At 41.2% G+C, this 17,461-nt stretch carries 22 protein-coding genes; 2 read left to right on the top strand and 20 right to left on the bottom strand.

Annotated features, from left to right (window positions below; genetic code table 11):
- Positions 1-222 precede the first annotated feature (222 nt).
- The 14 genes from N8O80_RS08200 to N8O80_RS08265 all read right to left on the bottom strand — a co-directional run bounded on the left by N8O80_RS08200 (position 223) and on the right by N8O80_RS08265 (position 10,212).
- Positions 223-1,527, bottom strand: coding sequence for an RsmF rRNA methyltransferase first C-terminal domain-containing protein (locus N8O80_RS08200; RefSeq protein ID WP_261027780.1), 1,305 nt, complete (start codon positions 1,525-1,527; stop codon positions 223-225).
- A complete protein-coding gene (locus tag N8O80_RS08205; RefSeq protein ID WP_261027782.1) occupies positions 1,528-2,301 on the bottom strand; it encodes an inositol monophosphatase family protein in 774 nt (257 codons plus the stop codon).
- A complete protein-coding gene (locus tag N8O80_RS08210) occupies positions 2,291-2,569 on the bottom strand; it encodes a UPF0223 family protein (RefSeq protein WP_001041974.1) in 279 nt (92 codons plus the stop codon). Before N8O80_RS08210 ends, N8O80_RS08205 begins: the two co-directional genes overlap by 11 nt.
- Positions 2,569-2,970: a Spx/MgsR family RNA polymerase-binding regulatory protein gene (locus tag N8O80_RS08215; protein ID WP_000631254.1), complete on the bottom strand. Its 402-nt coding sequence runs from the start codon at positions 2,968-2,970 to the stop codon at positions 2,569-2,571. Before N8O80_RS08215 ends, N8O80_RS08210 begins: the two co-directional genes overlap by 1 nt.
- Positions 2,971-3,180: 210 nt before the next feature.
- A complete protein-coding gene (locus N8O80_RS08220) occupies positions 3,181-3,798 on the bottom strand; it encodes a TIGR01906 family membrane protein (protein WP_261027785.1) in 618 nt (205 codons plus the stop codon).
- Entirely contained in the window at positions 3,788-4,561 is a 774-nt protein-coding gene (locus tag N8O80_RS08225) for a TIGR01457 family HAD-type hydrolase (protein WP_247930079.1), read from the bottom strand. The genes N8O80_RS08220 and N8O80_RS08225 overlap by 11 nt, the downstream gene beginning before the upstream one ends.
- Positions 4,562-4,571: 10 nt before the next feature.
- On the bottom strand, positions 4,572-5,309 hold the full coding sequence (locus tag N8O80_RS08230; protein WP_125851775.1) for an acyl-[acyl-carrier-protein] thioesterase: 738 nt from the start codon (positions 5,307-5,309) through the stop codon (positions 4,572-4,574).
- A 4-nt stretch (positions 5,310-5,313) separates the two neighbouring features.
- Complete coding sequence (hemW, locus tag N8O80_RS08235; RefSeq protein WP_247930078.1) at positions 5,314-6,444, bottom strand: radical SAM family heme chaperone HemW; 1,131 nt, start codon at positions 6,442-6,444, stop codon at positions 5,314-5,316.
- 83 nt (positions 6,445-6,527) lie between these two features.
- Positions 6,528-6,917, bottom strand: a complete 390-nt coding sequence (locus N8O80_RS08240; protein ID WP_000517381.1) for a YtxH domain-containing protein — start codon at positions 6,915-6,917, stop codon at positions 6,528-6,530.
- 15 nt (positions 6,918-6,932) lie between these two features.
- Entirely contained in the window at positions 6,933-7,316 is a 384-nt protein-coding gene (locus tag N8O80_RS08245; protein WP_000895046.1) for a DUF948 domain-containing protein, read from the bottom strand.
- On the bottom strand, positions 7,317-8,105 hold the full coding sequence (gene lgt / locus N8O80_RS08250) for a prolipoprotein diacylglyceryl transferase (RefSeq protein ID WP_004262504.1): 789 nt from the start codon (positions 8,103-8,105) through the stop codon (positions 7,317-7,319).
- The gene (gene hprK / locus N8O80_RS08255; RefSeq protein WP_000115152.1) at positions 8,098-9,033 is read right to left on the bottom strand and encodes an HPr(Ser) kinase/phosphatase; all 936 of its coding nucleotides are present in this window, start codon (positions 9,031-9,033) and stop codon (positions 8,098-8,100) included. The genes lgt and hprK overlap by 8 nt, the downstream gene beginning before the upstream one ends.
- Positions 9,034-9,163: 130 nt before the next feature.
- Positions 9,164-9,340: a 30S ribosomal protein S21 gene (gene rpsU, locus N8O80_RS08260; protein ID WP_000048054.1), complete on the bottom strand. Its 177-nt coding sequence runs from the start codon at positions 9,338-9,340 to the stop codon at positions 9,164-9,166.
- A 164-nt stretch (positions 9,341-9,504) separates the two neighbouring features.
- On the bottom strand, positions 9,505-10,212 hold the full coding sequence (locus tag N8O80_RS08265) for a glucosamine-6-phosphate deaminase (RefSeq protein WP_261027791.1): 708 nt from the start codon (positions 10,210-10,212) through the stop codon (positions 9,505-9,507).
- A gap of 150 nt (positions 10,213-10,362) precedes the next feature.
- Here N8O80_RS08265 and queA point away from each other — a divergent pair, with 150 nt between their 5' ends.
- Complete coding sequence (gene queA, locus N8O80_RS08270) at positions 10,363-11,391, top strand: tRNA preQ1(34) S-adenosylmethionine ribosyltransferase-isomerase QueA (protein WP_001090137.1); 1,029 nt, start codon at positions 10,363-10,365, stop codon at positions 11,389-11,391.
- 81 nt (positions 11,392-11,472) lie between these two features.
- Here queA and N8O80_RS08275 read toward each other — a convergent pair whose 3' ends face one another.
- The 5 genes from N8O80_RS08275 to mnmL are packed head-to-tail and all read right to left on the bottom strand — an operon-like array spanning position 11,473 to position 16,171.
- Entirely contained in the window at positions 11,473-12,333 is an 861-nt protein-coding gene (locus tag N8O80_RS08275; protein ID WP_049510416.1) for a YihY/virulence factor BrkB family protein, read from the bottom strand.
- A gap of 27 nt (positions 12,334-12,360) precedes the next feature.
- Complete coding sequence (locus N8O80_RS08280; protein WP_247931926.1) at positions 12,361-14,415, bottom strand: cation:proton antiporter; 2,055 nt, start codon at positions 14,413-14,415, stop codon at positions 12,361-12,363.
- Positions 14,416-14,426: 11 nt separating this feature from the next.
- On the bottom strand, positions 14,427-14,681 hold the full coding sequence (locus N8O80_RS08285; RefSeq protein ID WP_101782746.1) for a hypothetical protein: 255 nt from the start codon (positions 14,679-14,681) through the stop codon (positions 14,427-14,429).
- Positions 14,674-15,231 (bottom strand): tRNA 5-(aminomethyl)-2-thiouridylate-methyltransferase MnmM, encoded by a 558-nt coding sequence (gene mnmM / locus N8O80_RS08290; protein ID WP_247931927.1) that lies wholly within the window; start codon positions 15,229-15,231, stop codon positions 14,674-14,676. The genes N8O80_RS08285 and mnmM overlap by 8 nt, the downstream gene beginning before the upstream one ends.
- 1 nt (position 15,232) lies before the next feature.
- Entirely contained in the window at positions 15,233-16,171 is a 939-nt protein-coding gene (gene mnmL / locus N8O80_RS08295) for a tRNA modification radical SAM protein MnmL/YtqA (protein WP_247931928.1), read from the bottom strand.
- A 91-nt stretch (positions 16,172-16,262) separates the two neighbouring features.
- Between mnmL and N8O80_RS08300 the strand changes: the two genes are divergently transcribed.
- Positions 16,263-16,622, top strand: a complete 360-nt coding sequence (locus N8O80_RS08300) for a DUF3397 domain-containing protein (RefSeq protein ID WP_153219342.1) — start codon at positions 16,263-16,265, stop codon at positions 16,620-16,622.
- A 179-nt stretch (positions 16,623-16,801) separates the two neighbouring features.
- Here N8O80_RS08300 and N8O80_RS08305 read toward each other — a convergent pair.
- Positions 16,802-17,461, bottom strand: a 660-nt coding sequence (locus N8O80_RS08305; RefSeq protein WP_261027795.1) for an LPXTG cell wall anchor domain-containing protein, incomplete at its 5' end; no start/stop codon positions are given.

Consider the following 17,461-nt stretch of genomic DNA (forward strand, 5'->3'; position numbering starts at 1 on the left):
TGAAAATCAAAGAGCAAACTAGGAAACTAGCCGCAGGCTGTACTTGAGTACGGCAAGGCGACGTTGACGCGGTTTGAATTTGATTTTCGAAGAGTATTAGCTTGGTTTAACTAGAAATTTGCTTAGTTACCATCTCCACCAATTTTGACTTAAAATGAAAGACAATTTGAAAAAAATCCATACTTCCACTATAACATAGACAAGCTACTTTGACTAGCATTTTCACTTGAATCTTAGGCCTTTTGGAAAATAATTTTTCAAAACATTTCCCGTCACCTTAGCAAAGCCCAACCCATTGCCTTGAACCAAAACTTGGTACCAACCATTTGGCTGACTTTCCGCCAATTGAACGGTTTCTCCAGCCACATACTTTACAAACTCTTCTTGGTCAATTTCAACCGACTGCTTGACCTGACTTGGTTTCAAGGCTAGACCAAGAGCGAAACTGGGTTCAAAGCGTTTCTTCTTAAAGGTACCCAGATGCAGGCCATTCCGAGCAATCTTGAGTTTCCCTAAATCTGGCAAAAGTTCTGGCAGGAGATAGAGTTGGTCACCAAAAGTCTGCAAGATTCCCCTTAGATTGACCTGCAAATGTTTTTGTGCAAATTCCTGCCACAAGGCCACTTGTTCACGGCTGAGATTACTCTTACTTGCCTTATATTTAGGGGCTGGATTTTCACCCTTAAATTGCAAATGGGCTACAAACTGCCCCTCTCCCTTAAAATGATGAGGGTACATACGAGCCGTTTCTGGCAGGTCAATACCAGCTACCATTCCATTGATATGTTCAACTGGTAGCAAATCAAAATCATACTCTTCCAGTAGCCAATTGACTATTTCTTCATTTTCCTCGGGTGCCCAGGTACAGGTAGAATAAACCAGACGACCACCTTGAGCTAACATGGTTACTGCATCTTCCAGAATTTCTCTTTGCAAACTAGCACATTGACTCGGATAATCTAAGTTCCAATAATCCATAGCATCTGGTTGCTTACGAAACATCCCTTCACCAGAGCAAGGAGCATCAAGGACAATGAGGTCAAAATAGCCTTTAAAAACCTTGGCCAAGCGGTCAGCAGATTCATTGGTCACCACGACATTTGTCGCTCCAAAGCGCTCCATGTTTTCTACTAAAATCTTAGCCCGTTTGCTTGAAATTTCATTGGAAACAAGGAGACCCTCCCCTGCTAGATAGGCTGCCAGCTGAGTTGATTTTCCACCCGGTGCAGCAGCCAAATCCAAGACTTTCATACCAGGACTGGGCTGGGCTACCTGAGCAACCATCTGGGCAGCAGGTTCTTGCGAATAAACCAAACCTGTAGCATGTTCCGGAGATTTCCCAGACACCTTCCCATAATGGCCCCAAGGGGTTTGAGGAATGGGATCAGGAAAGGAAATTGGTGTTTCTTTTAAAGGATTCACCCGAAAGGCCGAAACCGCTTCCTCCTCAAAAGAGGCAAGAAAATCTCTTGCCTCATCTCCTAGTATCTCTTCATATTTTTCAACAAATCCTTCTGGAAATTGCATTTAAGTTTTTTTCCTTTCGTAAATATAGGACTGAATTTCCTCCTGCATCTCAAGAGGTAGCATCATGACCGGCTGTCTGGTTTGAAAATCAAGCGGTTGACCAGATAGGGTCACAACCCGATAGCCCAGATTTTCCCCTAAAATACTAGCCGCAGCATAATCCCATGGTTGCAGATAAGTGACATAGGTCAACAAACGCCCTGACAAAATCTTGGCAAAACTAATGGCCGCACTCCCATAGACACGTACACCGAGGACCGCTCGACCCAAATCAGCCAGCCCCCATTCGTTGGTTTCCAACATACCACTATTCCCTGCAATGAGAAAATCTCCAAGTGGTTTTGCTTTAAAGGGAGCTAGGGGCTTATCATTTAGACAAACTGGAAAGGCTCCACCACCGTGATAACAATCCCCTTTGACCACATCATAAATGAGACCAAACTGTCCCTGACCATTCTCAAAATAAGCCATCATGACAGCAAAATCTTCCTGCTGGGCTACAAAATTATTGGTACCATCAATTGGATCAATAACCCAAACCTTGCCCTCTTGAACCGAGGCTCGCAGACAACCTTCTTCAGCACAAATCTTATCCTCAGGATAACGAGACAAAATCTCACCAACCAATAGCTCCTGAACTTCCTTGTCCAGTCTGGTCACCAAATCTGTTGGAGAGGTCTTGCTCTCAACCTGCAAGTCTTCCTGCATATGGTCAAGGATGTACTGACCTGCTTTCTTAATTAGCTCTTTAGCAAATTCAAATTTACTTTCCAAGAGAAATCTTTCCTTCCCCTTTTTCCTTGGCAGCCTGAACTGCTCTATAAAGCGAATAGCCACTAACTGTTTCAAATTCTCGTCCCAAACGTTTTTCTTCGCTCTTGCTTGGCACGACCGCTTTGAATCCCTTATAGGAGTCCAGTAACTTTTTAGCCTCTACCTTGCCTTCATAGGCAGCTTCAACATCATTAAAAAAAGAAAGCACTGAAGCAAGTTCTTCAGTGCTCCACGACAAATCTAGTGGGTAACTATACTGTTTGTTCATTAACTAATACCAGCTCTCATTCTTGCTTCTTTTAGTTCTTGCTTACGGTAACTACGAGGGAGAAAAGCACGAATCTCATCTTCATTAAACCCAATTTGCATACGTTTGGCATCAATAATAATTGGGCGACGCAAAAGACTAGGATACTGCTCAATCAAATGAAGCAATTCCGATACTGAAATACTCTCTACATCAATATCTAATTTTTGAAAAATTTTTGAACGAGTTGAAATGATGTCATCAGTACCATTTTCGGTCAAGGAAAGAATGTGTTGCAATTCTTTTCTCGTTAAAGGACTAGTCATAATATTGTGCTCCTCAAAGGGCACCTTATGTTTTTCTAACCAGGCCTTTGCCTTACGACATGAAGTACAGCTCGGTGATAGAAATAGTGTAATCATGCTTTTCTCTTCTTATCTATACTTTGCTAATTCTATTATACAAAAAAATAAAGCGCTTGACTAGAGATTTTTAGAAAAAAAGCCTATTTTTTCAAGAAAAATAGACTGTTTGCGAACGATTGACACAATTGGATTTGGTTAATTCATTCTTGACAATAGTTTCGAATCACACACCTAATTTATATATGTGGAATAAGAACATCTTTCGTTTCACTTCCCACGACTTTTCAGATAAAGATAGCCAAAGAAGCTTTCATAGAGGGCAAAAAAGAGAAGAAAGGCATGAAGGAAGAAGGTCTCTGGCAAAATCAGAATCACTGGATCCTTGGCTGGGTCAAAAAGCCAGGTATCATCTCCCACAAAGAGAATTTGATGGAAAAGGGTAAAGAATTGGTCAAAACCAATCAAAACTCCTCCAAGTCCAATCAGCAAAGGCAAAACTACTAGAGTCAGAAGTTCCTTACTAAATAAAGATAAAAATCCCTTTTTCACAATCCCTTTGACAAAGAAATAGAAACTTGGCAGTGTCACTAGAGCTACTAGCTGAACAAAGTGGAAGAGGTCCTTGACCACCGCAAAGTGGTGCAGACCAGCTGCTGACGAACGAAAATCTGGCATCTCTAATACCTGACTAAAAGGATTGGTCAGGTAATTCATCAAAATATGAAAGTTGTACTGAATGGTTTCTGGTTTTAGATAAACTCGATCTGTTAAATTCAGCCACTGAATCTCCAGCGGATAGAAAATCCAAGCCAGATAAATAGTCAGAAGGATTGAGAGGGACAGGAGAAAGAGCATAGAGCTCCAAAAGGTCAGTTTAGTTTTCATCAAAATCCCACTCCGCAAGGCTAGAAACCACATGTGTCGGTGTGATTGGCAGGTCTACTACTTCTTCTGCCTTGGTAAAACCTGTTGTAACCAAGAGCGTTGGAATGCCATTGTCAATCCCTGCTCGAATATCAGTCAGGTAATTGTCCCCAACCATAATCAACTCTTCACGTTCCAAGCCTAAGTGCTCAACCGCCTTGTCCATGATGATGGCATTTGGTTTTCCAATATAAACAGGCTTCACTCGTGTTGCCACTTCAAGAAGGGTAATCAGTGAACCAGCACCAGGCAAAAGACCACGTTCTGTCGGGATGTTGAGGTCAGGATTGGTTCCGATAAAATGAGCTCCCTTTTGGATAGCTAGAGTTGCTGTCGCAAATTTTTCATAGTCGACTTGCCAGTCCAATCCTACTACCACATAGGCAGGATTATCCTTGTCTTCGACATATCCAGCCGCCTTAATGGCTTCCTTGAGCCCTACTTCTCCGATGACATAGACGGTCTTTTCAAGACCCAAGTCATTCATATAGTCGATTGTTGCCAAAGTCGCGGTGTAGACAGTCGACAGGGGCGTATCAATATTAAAATTCTGAGCCAGCATCTCCTGAACACTCTCTGGAGTGCGGGTTGTATTGTTGGTCACAAAGAGATAGGGGATATCCCGCTTTTGCAATTCATGGACAAAAGCTTCTCCTGTTGGAATTCGATCTTTCCCCTTATAAATGGTTCCGTCTAAATCAATTAAATAGCCTTTATATTTCATCTATTTCTCCCTAATCCTTCTTCATTTCTTGCCAAGTGATGATAGCTTGGGCATTGGTAGCCCCATCACTTGTAATCTCATGCTTGGTTTCCAGTCCAGTTCGTTCAACAGCCGATGTAATCACCCCACCTGGTCGAACTTCCTTGACATACTTGAGATTGATTTTCTTGGGAATATATTGGGTCAAAAAATCCGCTCCCATGACCTCAAAAATCCAGTCCAAGTATTTACTGTTATTGACATGACCATTCATATCCAAATCGTAAAAACGGACATGGTAATCCTTGCTGATTGATTCGTTCAAGGACTCATACTTTGGCCCGCGGATAAGTTTTTTATCAAAATCAGACTGGTAAGGAGCCACAATCTCAGGCTCGACAACATGAACTCTTCGACTGTCTCGGTCCATGAGAACAAAGGTCGCCATCATGTGAATGAGCTCCTGCCCCGTTTCATCATAAATGGTAAAGCGACGGTAGCAAAAAAGTCGATTATAGCTCAAAGCTTCCGTTTCGATGGTAATTTCTTCCGCAAAACGAGGCAAACGAACCACCTCAATATCATAGTCTGTGATAATCCAGACCAGATTATGCTCTTCCAAAATAGTCTTATCACTAACTCCCAGTTCAATCGACTGCATCCCTGAAACTTGCAGAGACAGTAAAATCACATCTGGGAGTTTGATATGACCGTTCATATCAGCCATATCAAAAGGAATTTTCATTTTCATTTGATAAGTTAAGCCCATCATCCTACTCCAAAATAAATCGTTCTGCTACAGTGTCTCCTAAAAAGAGACCTCTCTTTGTCATGCGCACGCGGTCACCCTCTATTTGCATGAGACCTTGTTGAACCAAGTCCTTGACAATTTCTCCATAAAGTCCATCAAAAGACCGTCCAAATTTTTCCTCAAATCTCATCATGGAGACTCCTGATTTCTTGCGGAGTCCCAAGAACATTTCTTCTTCCATTTGCTCCTTTTGACTCAGGTGCTCTTCTGTGATGCGAGCATTGCCTTCCTCAACTGCATTAAGATAATGACGAATGGGACCATGATTTTTATAGCGCACCCCATTGACATAACCAGATGCCCCAGCACCGATGCCATAGTATTCAGCATTGTCCCAGTACATGAGATTGTGGCGACTTTCAAAACCAGACTTTGAGAAATTGGAAATCTCATAATGCTCAAAACCAGCTCGCTCCAGCTCTGCGATGATATATTCAAACATCTCAGCTTCCACTTCCTCCTTAGGCAGAGGCAACTTCCCTCGTCGCATACGGTTCATAAAGACCGTATGATTTTCCAAAATCAAGCTATACAAACTCATATGAGGAATATCCAGCCCAATAGCCTTAGCCACATTTTCCTTGACCTGCTCCATGGTCTGACCAGGCAGTGCATAAATCAAATCGATGGAGATATTGTCAAAACCAGCCAGTTTCAGACGGTCGATATTTTCATAAATATCCTTCTCCAAATGACTGCGCCCAATCTTTTTCAGCATCTTGTCATCAAAGGTCTGCACACCTAGCGAAACACGGTTGACAGCCGAGTTTTTCAAAACAGCAATCTTATCCGCATCCAAGTCGCCTGGATTAGCCTCAATAGTCAACTCTTCTAAAACAGACAGGTCCAAGTTTTTAGTCAATCCCTTCAATAACACCTCCAGTTGCGAAGCTGATAAAGCTGTCGGTGTGCCACCACCGATGTAGAGGGTTCGCAACTTTTGAATATCATAAGATTGAAACTCTTCTAACAGATGTTCCAAATAACTATCTACCGGCTGATTCTTGATAAAAACTTTTGAAAAGTCACAATAATAACAAATCTGGGTACAAAATGGGATGTGCACATAGGCTGACGTTGGTTTTTTCTGCATAGTAATTATTATACCACAAAGACACGCTACGAGAAAAAAATCACCATCCCCAGACACATAGTCCGTCCAGAGATGGTGATGGTTTATTCTTCTGTTATGTCAATAACAATCTCTTCTGATTCATCAAGAGTTTCGGCCTTTTCTTGCCATTGCTCCTTGAGATTATTGAATCGATCTTTTGATGCTTCTGTCGCTTGGCGAGCACATGATTTGGCTTGAGCAAGTACACTGTCCACAGTGATTTCACCTGACTCAACCTGTTCTTTGGTTTTAAGAACAAAATCTGTAGCCTGCTCCTTAACTTCTGTCAGTTTTTCACAGACCTGCTCCTTGGCATACTCAGGATCTTCTCTCAAATCATCTAGAAAATCTTGAGCCTGACTGCAAACTTGTTTGCCCTTGTCGCTTGTTAAAAACAAGGCAAGAGCTGCACCTGAAACGGTTCCTAAAAGGATTGAGGATAGTTTACCCATAAGGATTCTCCTTTTTTATTTTTTGAAAAATTTACTTGCTACACGAAGAGCTGACAGACTTGCACCAGTCTTGAGTGTTTTTGAACCAGCTGATGAAGCTTTCTTACTCAATACACGCGCATGGTCATTAAGATCTGAAACAGATAGAGATAAATCTGCAACTGCACTAAAGAGTGGATCAATCGTTGCCACCTTGACGTTAATATCATCTGCCAAGACATTGACCTTAGACAGCAATTCATTGGTATGATGCAAGGTCACATCCACATCTGAAGTTAAGGTTTTAATCGTCTTCTCTGTTTCATCTATAACACGACCAAGCTTTTGTACAGTAATGATTAAATACACTAAAAATACAATCAAAGCAAGGGCTACAAGAATATATGCAACTTCTAACATTTAATTTTCCTCCTCTGTAACATAGTAAGGGGCCTTCTTACGATTTTGATAAAGAATGATAAAAATACCCAATCCGATAAGAACAACTGAAAGCCATTGAGATACTCGAAGTCCAAAGAACATGAGGCTATCTGTCCGCATACCTTCGATGACCATGCGACCGAAACCATACCAAATCAAGTAGAAAGCAGTAATATGACCTCGTCTGAGGCTCTTCCATTTTCGTCTAAAAATCAGAATCAAGGCAAAGCCAAGTAGATTCCATAGAGATTCATAAAGGAAGGTCGGTTGACGGTAGCTCCCCTCAATATACATCTGGTCACGAATAAAGCCAGGTAGATAATCCAGATTATCCACTGCTGCACCATAAGCTTCTTGGTTAAAGAAATTACCCCAGCGGCCTAGACTTTGGGCAATCATGACGCTAGGTGCCGCAATATCTAGAAAATCCCAAGTATTGATGAGTTTACGATCAGCAAAGATATAGAGGACAAGAGCCCCAGTTATCAAACCACCGTAAATGGCCAAACCACCATTCCAAATGGCAAAAATCTCTCCCAAATTCTGACTATAGTAATCAAAACGGAAAATAACATAGTAGAGACGAGCTCCTAAAATAGCCAAGGGAAAGGCTATCAAGATGAAATCTAAAATATCGTCTGGTATGATCTTCTTTCTAGGCGCTTCTTTCATGGTCAAATAAACCGCAAGAATCAAGCCTGTCACAATACACAAGGCATACCAACGAATGGCTATAGGGCCTAGATGAATAGCAATTGGATCAAGCATTAGGCACCTCGTTCTGAGCAATGAGATTTGTCAAACGTTCTTCGAATAAACGCGTCGCATCAAAGCCCATTTCCTTGGCACGATAATTCATGGCAGCTGCCTCAATCACGACAGAGATATTACGACCAGTTTTAACTGGAATGCGGATACGAGGAATACCTACGCCAGAAATTTCTATTTCCTCGGCATTGTTTCCAAGACGATCAAAAGTCTTATGCGTATCGTAATTTTCCAGGTAAACGGCTAGCTGGACTTGTGAAGAATCCTTGACCGCACTCGCACCGTAGAGACTCATAACATCGATAATCCCAACACCACGAATTTCAATCAAATGTTTCAAGATTTCAGCTGGTTCACCCCAAAGAGTAATCTCATCCTTGGCAAAGATATCGACACGGTCATCAGCTACCAAGCGGTGACCACGTTTGACAAGCTCTAAACCTGTCTCACTCTTACCGATGCCACTATCACCTTGAATCAAGACACCCATTCCATAGATATCCATCAAGACACCATGCACACTGGTCCGTTCTGCCAAACGAGAATCCAGATAACTAGATAACTCTCCAGACAAACGACTAGTAGCTGTACGACTGGTTAAAATGGCAATCTTACATTCTCTGGCTGCCTTTAACATTTCCTCTGGAACTACCAAACCACGAGCAACAATGACCGCAGGTGTCTCAGGTAGAAACATTTTTTTCAAGACTTGGTAACGATTGTGAGAGGACATCGAAACAAGATAGGACCACTCCTTCATTCCCAAGAGTTGGATCCGCTCTGGCGTGTAATAGTCAAAATAGCCCGTCATTTCAAGACCAGGTCGCGTAATGTCCGCGGTATTAATTTCCTTTTCAAGTAATTCTGGTTCGCCATAGACAATGTCTAGTCTGAGCTTTTCAATCACTTCTTTTACTAAAACCGACATCATTTCCTCCTTCAAATGAGTTCTTCTCTCTATTATATCAAATTGTAGGAGGATATTTGAGATTTTTGCAGGCTTTGAAGTATTTATTTAAAAGAAAAAAGACTAGATTTTTCCAGCCTTTCATTTCTAATTAGAATTTTTTACGTTTACGAGCTGCTTCTGATTTACGTTTACGTTTTACAGAAGGTTTTTCATAGAATTCACGTTTGCGTGTTTCTTGAAGAGTACCAGCTTTAGTAACCGCACGTTTGAAACGACGAAGTGCGTCGTCAAGAGATTCATTCTTACGTACTACTGTTTTAGACATTTTTTTCACTCCCTTCAAGTTCAAGATCTATTCTATTTTACACGTAAAAGGAATAATTGTCAAGAAAAAATCCGGTTTAATTTTGATTTTTTCTTCCATTTATATTATACAAGTTATACAAGTCTTGAAAGCGTTCAATAGAAGAACTGAAGGGTGCTGCTTTTTTATTTTTCAAGTAAGCTGAGCGCTTCAGCATCTGCGATGATCGTCACATCAGGGTGATTTTGGAGGCTACTTGCTGGGAGATTCTCAGTCACTGGGCCAGACACGGTTCCGGCAATTGCTTCTGCTTTCGACTCACCGTAAGCAAAGAGAAGGATTGACTTGGCATCCAAGATATTTTTAATCCCCATTGAAATGGCTTGAGTTGGAACATCTTCAATCTTGTCAAAGAAGCGAGCATTGGCTTCAATAGTAGACTGATCAAGCTCTACTAGATGCGTTTGACTGTCAAATGGAGTACCAGGTTCATTAAATCCGATATGTCCATTGCGACCAATTCCCAAGATTTGCAGGTCAACTGGATGGTCAGCCAAAATTTGGTTGTAGCGTTCAACTTCAGCTTCAGCATTATCCTTAACACCACGTGGCAAGAAACTTTCTTTAAATGGTTTTTGGTTAAACAAGTTTTCTTGCATGAAATAACGGTAAGACTGTGGATTGTCTCCATCAAGTCCTACATACTCATCAAGGTTGACACTGTTTAGATTTGAAAAATCAAGGTCGCTCTCAACAATTTCCTTGTAAAATTCAAGTGGGCTACTTCCTGTCGCAAGTCCTAGTGTTTGAGCTCCATTGGCCAATTTTTCCTTCAAAATCTCAAAAGCAACTTTTCCACCTTCGATTTGGTTTTCAACTTTAATAACTTTCATCTTTTCATCCTCCGTTTCAATCTATATTTATTATATGGTATAGACCAATTTCTGTCAAGTGAAAACGATTTAATTTCTAAAAAAAGAGCGACTATACTTGAAACATGTTATAATGGATAGGATTAGAACTTAGAAAGAATGAACAGATATATGAATACAGCTGATTTTGATTTCCACTTGCCAGAGGAATTGATTGCCCAAACGCCCCTTGAAAAACGTGATGCTTCTAAACTCCTCATCGTCAACCGTGAAACGGGAGAAATGCAGGACAAACACTTCCACTCTATTATTGATATGTTGGAACCTGGTGATGCCCTTGTAATGAACGATACCCGAGTTCTCCCTGCCCGCCTCTATGGTCAAAAGGAAGAAACTGGAGGTCATGTGGAACTTCTCCTGCTCAAAAACACTGCTGGCGATGAGTGGGAAGTTCTGGCTAAACCTGCCAAACGCCTCAAGGTTGGCACTCGCGTCAGCTTTGGTGATGGTCGCCTCAGCGCTGTCGTTACGGAAGAATTGACCCACGGGGGTCGCATTGTCCGCTTTGAATACCAAGGAATTTTCCTAGAAGTCTTGGAAAGTCTGGGTGAAATGCCGCTACCGCCTTATATCCATGAAAAATTGGATGACCGCGAACGCTATCAAACTGTTTACGCCAAGGAAAGTGGCTCAGCCGCTGCCCCAACCGCTGGCCTCCACTTTACCAAAGAACTGCTGGCAGAAATCCAAGCTAAGGGTGTTCATCTAGTCTATCTGACCCTCCATGTCGGACTCGGAACCTTTAGACCCGTTTCTGTTGACAATCTGGACGAACACGAAATGCACTCAGAATTCTACCAACTTTCTGAGGAAGCTGCTGCCACCCTTCGCTCCGTTAAAGAAAATGGTGGTCGTGTCATCGCTGTCGGAACCACTTCTATCCGCACACTGGAGACTATTGGTTCCAAGTTTGATGGGCAAATCCAAGCAGATTCTGGCTGGACCAATATCTTTATCAAACCTGGCTATGAATGGAAGGTAGTGGATGCCTTCTCAACCAACTTCCACCTGCCAAAATCAACTCTGGTCATGTTGGTTTCTGCCTTTGCAGGTCGCGAATTGGTCCTAGATGCCTACCACCATGCCATTCAAGAACACTACCGCTTCTTTAGTTTTGGCGATGCCATGTTTATCTATTAGTTTTCACAATCAAAAAAGCGCATATTATCAAGGTTTTATAAAACCTGATAATATGCGTTTTGTAATGGATAAAGAATTGAGTTAATTTATTCTAAAGCTCGGATCTTTCAAACTCTGGACACTGGCATTGATAACCGCTCCGACAATTAAAATCTTAGCAATAAGAATAAACCAAAACATCATGACCACCACGACGACGGAACTGAAAAAGCGGACGTCCACTAGGTGATTGACATAGTTGTTAACATAGACTGAAAAGATATTGAGCAGTAAGGACAGAGTCAACAAGACAAAGGCACTACCCGGCAAAACATGTCGAATCCGTCGGACCTTAACATTGGGTAGGAAATAGTAGAGCATGACTAGGATGGCAAAAATCAGGGCATAAACCAAGGGACCTGTTAGGTCTTGCAGATAATCAAAGATAGGACTATCCGATTTCCAGTAGCTTTTGATAAGGTTGAGAAGCATACGGCCAAAGACACTGAGAAAGAGAGCTAAGGCAAAAAGGATTTGCAAGCCAAAACTGACTAGTAAACTCATCAATTGCTGGTAAATTAAACCTCTACTCTTAGCTACTCCATAGGCCTTATTAAAAGCTTTTTGGAGATAATTCATGGATTTTGAAAAAGTCCATAAAGCTGATAAGACCGCAAAACTCAGTAAACCTGTTGATGGCTGAGTCAGAACTTCCATTACAATTTTTGCAATAACATCATAAACCGTATCAGGCAAAAAACTATTAGTCACGTTTAAAAAATTGGAAACTGGAATCTGAAAATAAGGGAGGATATTGACCACCACCAAAAGCAGGGGAAATATCGAGATCAACCAATAGTAAGCTACTGCAACACTGGTCAACTCACTATCTGATGCTTGATAATAATGCAAAAAGGCTTTTAATAAAGGCTTATCTATCAGCTCTTTCCACCACTTCTTCATGTCACACTCCTTCACTTATAATCTTGATTAATTTCTTCTTACCAATTCCATCATATCATAAGGTAGGGTATTGGCAGCTTCCTTCAAGGAATAGTTTTCTAGGTTATTTACATTTTGTCGTAACTTCTTGGCATACTTGGTTGTAATCAATCGTTTTTCTTCATATTCGAAAATCAACTTGCGCTCTAGGTAATAGCCTCTTAGCATCTCATCAATATTATTAGGTTTAACACGATTGATAACCCGTTCGACAAAGGCACCACTAGTGATAATAGCCGTTTCACGAAGACGAGAATCCTGCATAAAGCTGATTAAAGAACTCTTATAAACCCCTTTTAGGTTCTCCAAACTTTCGATAATCATCTCTGTATTTTCTAGATAGAGCTCTGCAATTTGGTCATAGTCAAGGGCTCTGAGTTTCTGTGATTCTTCATTTTTCCAACTGCGGAAGGTCTTGCCAAGAGTAAAGACTTCATGGAGGAGAAAACGTAAAATCCGCAAGGAAACAAGGAAATAATAGGTCAATCGTGACGCAAACTTGCGATTGATACTTTGTTCCATGTTTTTCAAATATCGTTGGTAGACTCTATAGGCACGCTCACTCATCTTGTCCTCTTCGTAAGCCTGTTCTAAACCATCACTTTCAATACTGAGGATGAGAAGTTTCAAGGCCTCCCAGTCTTCTTGAGCCCCCTTATTTTCTTGATTCAGGATAAGGTTCTCTATTCGTCCATGGTAATTGTCAATAGCCGCATAAAGGGGAAGTTTATTTTTAGTGTCTTCCAACTCTTTTTCCAACTCTATTGTTACTTCATTCAAAATAGCGATATGCATGAGATAGTCCTTGCTTTCTTCCTGTTCATCAGAAAGATGAGGCAAGACCAAGAGACCTGTTAAAAAGCTGACAAGCGTCACACCTGCGACAAGGAAAAGTAAGATTGGATATTTCTGCTCTAAATCACTTGGTATCAGAAGAATTGTAGCAATCGACACCGTTCCCTTGACACCTGAGAAGGTTAAGAGAAGCATATCCTTCATATACTTATTTAACTTTTTCTTGAGGCGTCGGGTCCTATAAGCATAATAGCCATAGATCATGACAAAACGAATGGCAAAGAGGACAAAGGTAAGAACGACAAGAGACACCAGCAAGAGTAAGGGATTATAGATTGGATTGGTCAAGATAGGTTCTGCTATCATTTCCAACTCCATTCCCAAAATCACGAAGACAGAACCGTTGAGCATAAAGGTCACCGTATGCCAGACTGTCTCGGTCACCGTATCCACTTGAGCTTCGAGAAGCGTAATTTTCTTAAAACGGCTTGCCTTTAAAATCCCAGCAACTACGACGGCAATAATACCTGAAACATGGACTTCTTCTGCCAGGAAGAAGGTCACCAGAGGCAAACTCAATTCTAATAAAAGTTCGCTGGCAATATCCGTTGCTCGTACACTAAGTAAAAAACTATGGAGGAAACGGTTGGTCATGGCTGTTAAAAAGCCAATCAAAAAACCGCCTAGTATTGAAAAGATGAGCGAACTACTCGCTTGCCCAAGGGAAAAGGCTCCAGTTGTCCAAGCTGTCAAAGCTACCTGAAAGGCAACCAAGCCAGAAGCATCATTCAAGAGTCCTTCACCTTTAAGAATATTGGACACGCGCTTAGGAAAGCTAAAACGCTCCGAAAGAGAAGCAAAAGCCACCAAGTCCGTAGGGCCAAGAGCTGCCCCAACAGCCAAGCAAGCTGCCATGGGAAGGCTGAACCAAAGAAGGTGGGCCAAACCACCCAAACTCAGGGTCGAGATAAAAATCACTGGAAATATGAGATAAACAATGATTCGCCAGTGTTTTAAAATAGCTGTAATGTCCGCTTCCTCCGACTCTCGGAAAAGCAAGGGCCCGATAACCAAGGCCAAAAACAACTCTGTATTGAGGTGAAAGTCGGTATTGGGTAAAAAGAGACCAATCACAATTCCCAAAAGAATCTGCACCAAAGGGAGAGGCAAAAAGGGCAGGAGCTTATTGGTTGTACTTGAGACAATCAAAACCAGTAAAAATAGGATGAGGTAAATCAGTAATTCCACGCACGTCCTCCTTACTCTTTTTTACAACAAGATTCAAATATCTCCTTCTGCTCTTTGATTTTTTGGTCAATCTTGGAACAATCTTTGTGCTCAATTTTTCTCTGGCACCGTTCCATTTCAAGAGCAACTAATTTTTTCTTGATTTTAAGCATTTTTTTGCTCATATGCGCTTGGTCTAGCACACCCACCGCTCGTTCGTGGTGGGTTGACTCAACAAATTTCTGGCGCATAGCATCCAGCTTTTCACGTAGGTATTGTTTATCCATGTCTATATCTCTCTAATTTTTCAATCATCACTAAAAACGGTGGGTTGTTGACTTGGTTTAAAGTTCGGTAAATGGCAGCTGTATACTCTTGTTGGCTCAACTGGCTAACAAAATCCAAGACAGCATCTCTCTCAAGGTCGCCTCCTTCATGCCCATAGTAGATCATGATAGCAATTCGTCCACCTTTGACAAGTAAACCACACAGCTTTTCTAATGCTTCGATCGTTGTCTGAGGTCGGGTAATGACAGACTTATCAGCTGACGGCAGATAGCCCAGATTAAAAATCCCAGCCTTGGCTTCTGTCACAAACTGGTCCAGTGTCTCATGACCTTGCAAGATTAATTGGGCATTTGTCATTCCAGCCTGGTCCAAACGCTCTTGGGTTTTCTCCAAGGCTTGTCCCTGAATATCAAAGGCATAGACTTTCTTGGCTAGCTTGGCTAGAAAAAGAGTATCGTGGCCATTTCCCATGGTCGCATCTACTACGATATCCTCTTTTGTCACTACCTCAGCCAAAAAATCATGTGCCATCTCAAGTGGTCTTTTCATATCAAAACTCCTGTTTTACAGCCTTGCATCCTTGAACACTTCCGCGACGTCGCATTTCAGTTTCAATAGCATTTAGCACTTCCCATTTATTAAGGCTCCACATAGGACCAATCAGCATATCTCTAGGTGCATCTCCTGTAATGCGGTGGATGACAATATGTTTGGGAATGATTTCCAGTTGGTCACAGATGACCTTGACATATTCGTCCTGACTCATCAGTTGCAAACGTCCCTCATGGTAATCCCGCTGCATACGTGTATTGGTCATCAGGTGAAGCAAATGCAGTTTAATTCCTTGAATATCGTTATCCGTAACACAGCGGCGGACATTTTCAATCATCATCTCATGGGTTTCACCAGGCAATCCATTAATAAGATGAGAAACAATCTCAATCTTAGGATACTTTCTCAAACGCTTAACCGTTTCCACGTACAATTCATAAGAATGGGCACGGTTAATCAAGTCAGAGGTTGCTTCATAGGTGGTCTGCAAGCCCAATTCAACCGTCACATGCATTCGCTCCGATAACTCAGCCAAATATTCGATGGTTTCGTCTGGTAAACAGTCTGGGCGCGTTCCAATATTGATTCCTACTACACCTGGCTCGTTGATAGCCTGTTCATAACGTTCTCGAATCACTTCCACCTTTTCATGGGTATTGGTAAAATTTTGAAAATAAACCAGATACTTCTGCACATCTGGCCACTTACGATGCATAAAGTCAATTTCCTTATAAAATTGCTCTCGGATAGGCGCATCCGGTGCGACAATAGCATCTCCAGAACCTGAAACCGTACAAAAAGTACAGCCTCCATGAGCCACAGTTCCATCACGATTGGGACAGTCAAATCCCGCGTCAATAGGGACTTTAAAGGTCTTTTCTCCAAAGAGTTTTCGATAATAATCATTCAAGGTATTATAAGATTTCATAACTTTCATTATAACAAAAAACACTCACAATCTCAAAAGCCTGACTTTCCTATAAATTCCTCTGTTTCTCGTTTCCATTAGCGATTTTTTATGATACAATATGGATATGATTTTAATGAAATTAGCATCTATTTTATTATTGATACTGACCTTAGTAGTCTGCATTATCATAACCAAACTTTTTAGATTAAAAAAACTAGGACGAAACTTTGCGGATTTGGCTTTTCCAGTCTTGGTATTTGAGTATTACCTTATTACAGCTAAAACCTTTACCCATAATTTCCTCCCTAGACTGGGCCTAGCCCTCTCAGTCCTAGCCATTATTCTCGTTTTTTTCTTCCTTTTGAAAAAACGTAGCTTTTACTATCCTAAATTCATCAAATTCTTCTGGCGTGCAGGATTCTTATTAACCCTTGTCATGTATATCGAGATGATTGTTGAATTGTTCTTAATGAAATAATTGAATCCCTAAACATTTTCTAGGGATTTTTGCTTTCTCTACAAAATAAGGTAGATAATAACACTATACAATTTTATACAAAGAAAATCCCTTAGAAACTTATATTCCAAGGGATTTATCTTCTATCTAAGACAAGAGTTTCTCTCCACTCTTTAATGATAACGAAAGTATCAAAATTTCTAGTCTTCTTTTTTACCTTTAGTGGCTACTAATCCTGCACTCAAACAGAGTAGAGCTAAACCTGCTGCTACTGTTTCTTGGCTTGTCACACTACCTGTATTTGGTAACTGGGCTTTATTAGTTTGACTAGCTTCACTTGGAGCAATTGGTTTTGTTTCTGCTTTTTCTGACACTTGTGGTTTTGTATCTACCGGCTGTACTGGTTTCGTTGTTTCACCAGCTGTACCGACTTCTATGATGCGATCCTGAGCCATAACTTTATCATAGCTATCCTTTTCAGTTCGCTTACCATTTTCAACCTCGATTAAGTGAACACGGACTCCTTGTCTTCCTTCTTGGAGGACTCGAGTTTGACCTACTGGAAGTTTATCGTTCTTTTGTTCCTGAACCTTGAAATCGATTGTTTCTTCTTCAATTACAAGTTCTGGTCTGTTAAGCACAAGATTTTTCACTTCGTCTTCTGGAAGAGAGGTGCCTGGTTTGGTTCCAACTTCCACGATACGATCTTCTGCAGCGACTTTATCGTAAGTTTCTTTAAGCTGACGTTTTCCATTTTCCACTTCAATCAAGTGAACACGGACGCCTTGTTTTCCTTCTTGGAGGACACGGGTTTCACCTAGATACAACTTATCAGACTTACGCTCCTGAACCTTGAAGTC

The organism is Streptococcus mitis (assembly GCF_946190155.1).
GTDB classification, from domain to species: Bacteria; Bacillota; Bacilli; order Lactobacillales; family Streptococcaceae; genus Streptococcus; species Streptococcus mitis_CL.

What these genes read in the sequence shown, in the direction of transcription:
- N8O80_RS08200 (WP_261027780.1), bottom strand. Translation starts at nt 1,527, where the DNA reads ATGCAATTTCCAGAAGGATTTGTTGAAAAATATGAAGAGATACTAGGA.
- N8O80_RS08210 (WP_001041974.1), bottom strand. Translation starts at nt 2,569, where the DNA reads ATGAACAAACAGTATAGTTACCCACTAGATTTGTCGTGGAGCACTGAA.
- N8O80_RS08215 (WP_000631254.1), bottom strand. Translation starts at nt 2,970, where the DNA reads ATGATTACACTATTTCTATCACCGAGCTGTACTTCATGTCGTAAGGCA.
- N8O80_RS08220 (WP_261027785.1), bottom strand. Translation starts at nt 3,798, where the DNA reads ATGAAAACTAAACTGACCTTTTGGAGCTCTATGCTCTTTCTCCTGTCC.
- N8O80_RS08225 (WP_247930079.1), bottom strand. Translation starts at nt 4,561, where the DNA reads ATGAAATATAAAGGCTATTTAATTGATTTAGACGGAACCATTTATAAG.
- N8O80_RS08230 (WP_125851775.1), bottom strand. Translation starts at nt 5,309, where the DNA reads ATGGGCTTAACTTATCAAATGAAAATGAAAATTCCTTTTGATATGGCT.
- hemW (WP_247930078.1), bottom strand. Translation starts at nt 6,444, where the DNA reads ATGCAGAAAAAACCAACGTCAGCCTATGTGCACATCCCATTTTGTACC.
- N8O80_RS08240 (WP_000517381.1), bottom strand. Translation starts at nt 6,917, where the DNA reads ATGGGTAAACTATCCTCAATCCTTTTAGGAACCGTTTCAGGTGCAGCT.
- N8O80_RS08245 (WP_000895046.1), bottom strand. Translation starts at nt 7,316, where the DNA reads ATGTTAGAAGTTGCATATATTCTTGTAGCCCTTGCTTTGATTGTATTT.
- lgt (WP_004262504.1), bottom strand. Translation starts at nt 8,105, where the DNA reads ATGCTTGATCCAATTGCTATTCATCTAGGCCCTATAGCCATTCGTTGG.
- hprK (WP_000115152.1), bottom strand. Translation starts at nt 9,033, where the DNA reads ATGTCGGTTTTAGTAAAAGAAGTGATTGAAAAGCTCAGACTAGACATT.
- rpsU (WP_000048054.1), bottom strand. Translation starts at nt 9,340, where the DNA reads ATGTCTAAAACAGTAGTACGTAAGAATGAATCTCTTGACGACGCACTT.
- N8O80_RS08265 (WP_261027791.1), bottom strand. Translation starts at nt 10,212, where the DNA reads ATGAAAGTTATTAAAGTTGAAAACCAAATCGAAGGTGGAAAAGTTGCT.
- queA (WP_001090137.1), top strand. Translation starts at nt 10,363, where the DNA reads ATGAATACAGCTGATTTTGATTTCCACTTGCCAGAGGAATTGATTGCC.
- N8O80_RS08275 (WP_049510416.1), bottom strand. Translation starts at nt 12,333, where the DNA reads ATGAAGAAGTGGTGGAAAGAGCTGATAGATAAGCCTTTATTAAAAGCC.
- N8O80_RS08285 (WP_101782746.1), bottom strand. Translation starts at nt 14,681, where the DNA reads ATGGATAAACAATACCTACGTGAAAAGCTGGATGCTATGCGCCAGAAA.
- mnmM (WP_247931927.1), bottom strand. Translation starts at nt 15,231, where the DNA reads ATGAAAAGACCACTTGAGATGGCACATGATTTTTTGGCTGAGGTAGTG.
- mnmL (WP_247931928.1), bottom strand. Translation starts at nt 16,171, where the DNA reads ATGAAAGTTATGAAATCTTATAATACCTTGAATGATTATTATCGAAAA.
- N8O80_RS08300 (WP_153219342.1), top strand. Translation starts at nt 16,263, where the DNA reads ATGGATATGATTTTAATGAAATTAGCATCTATTTTATTATTGATACTG.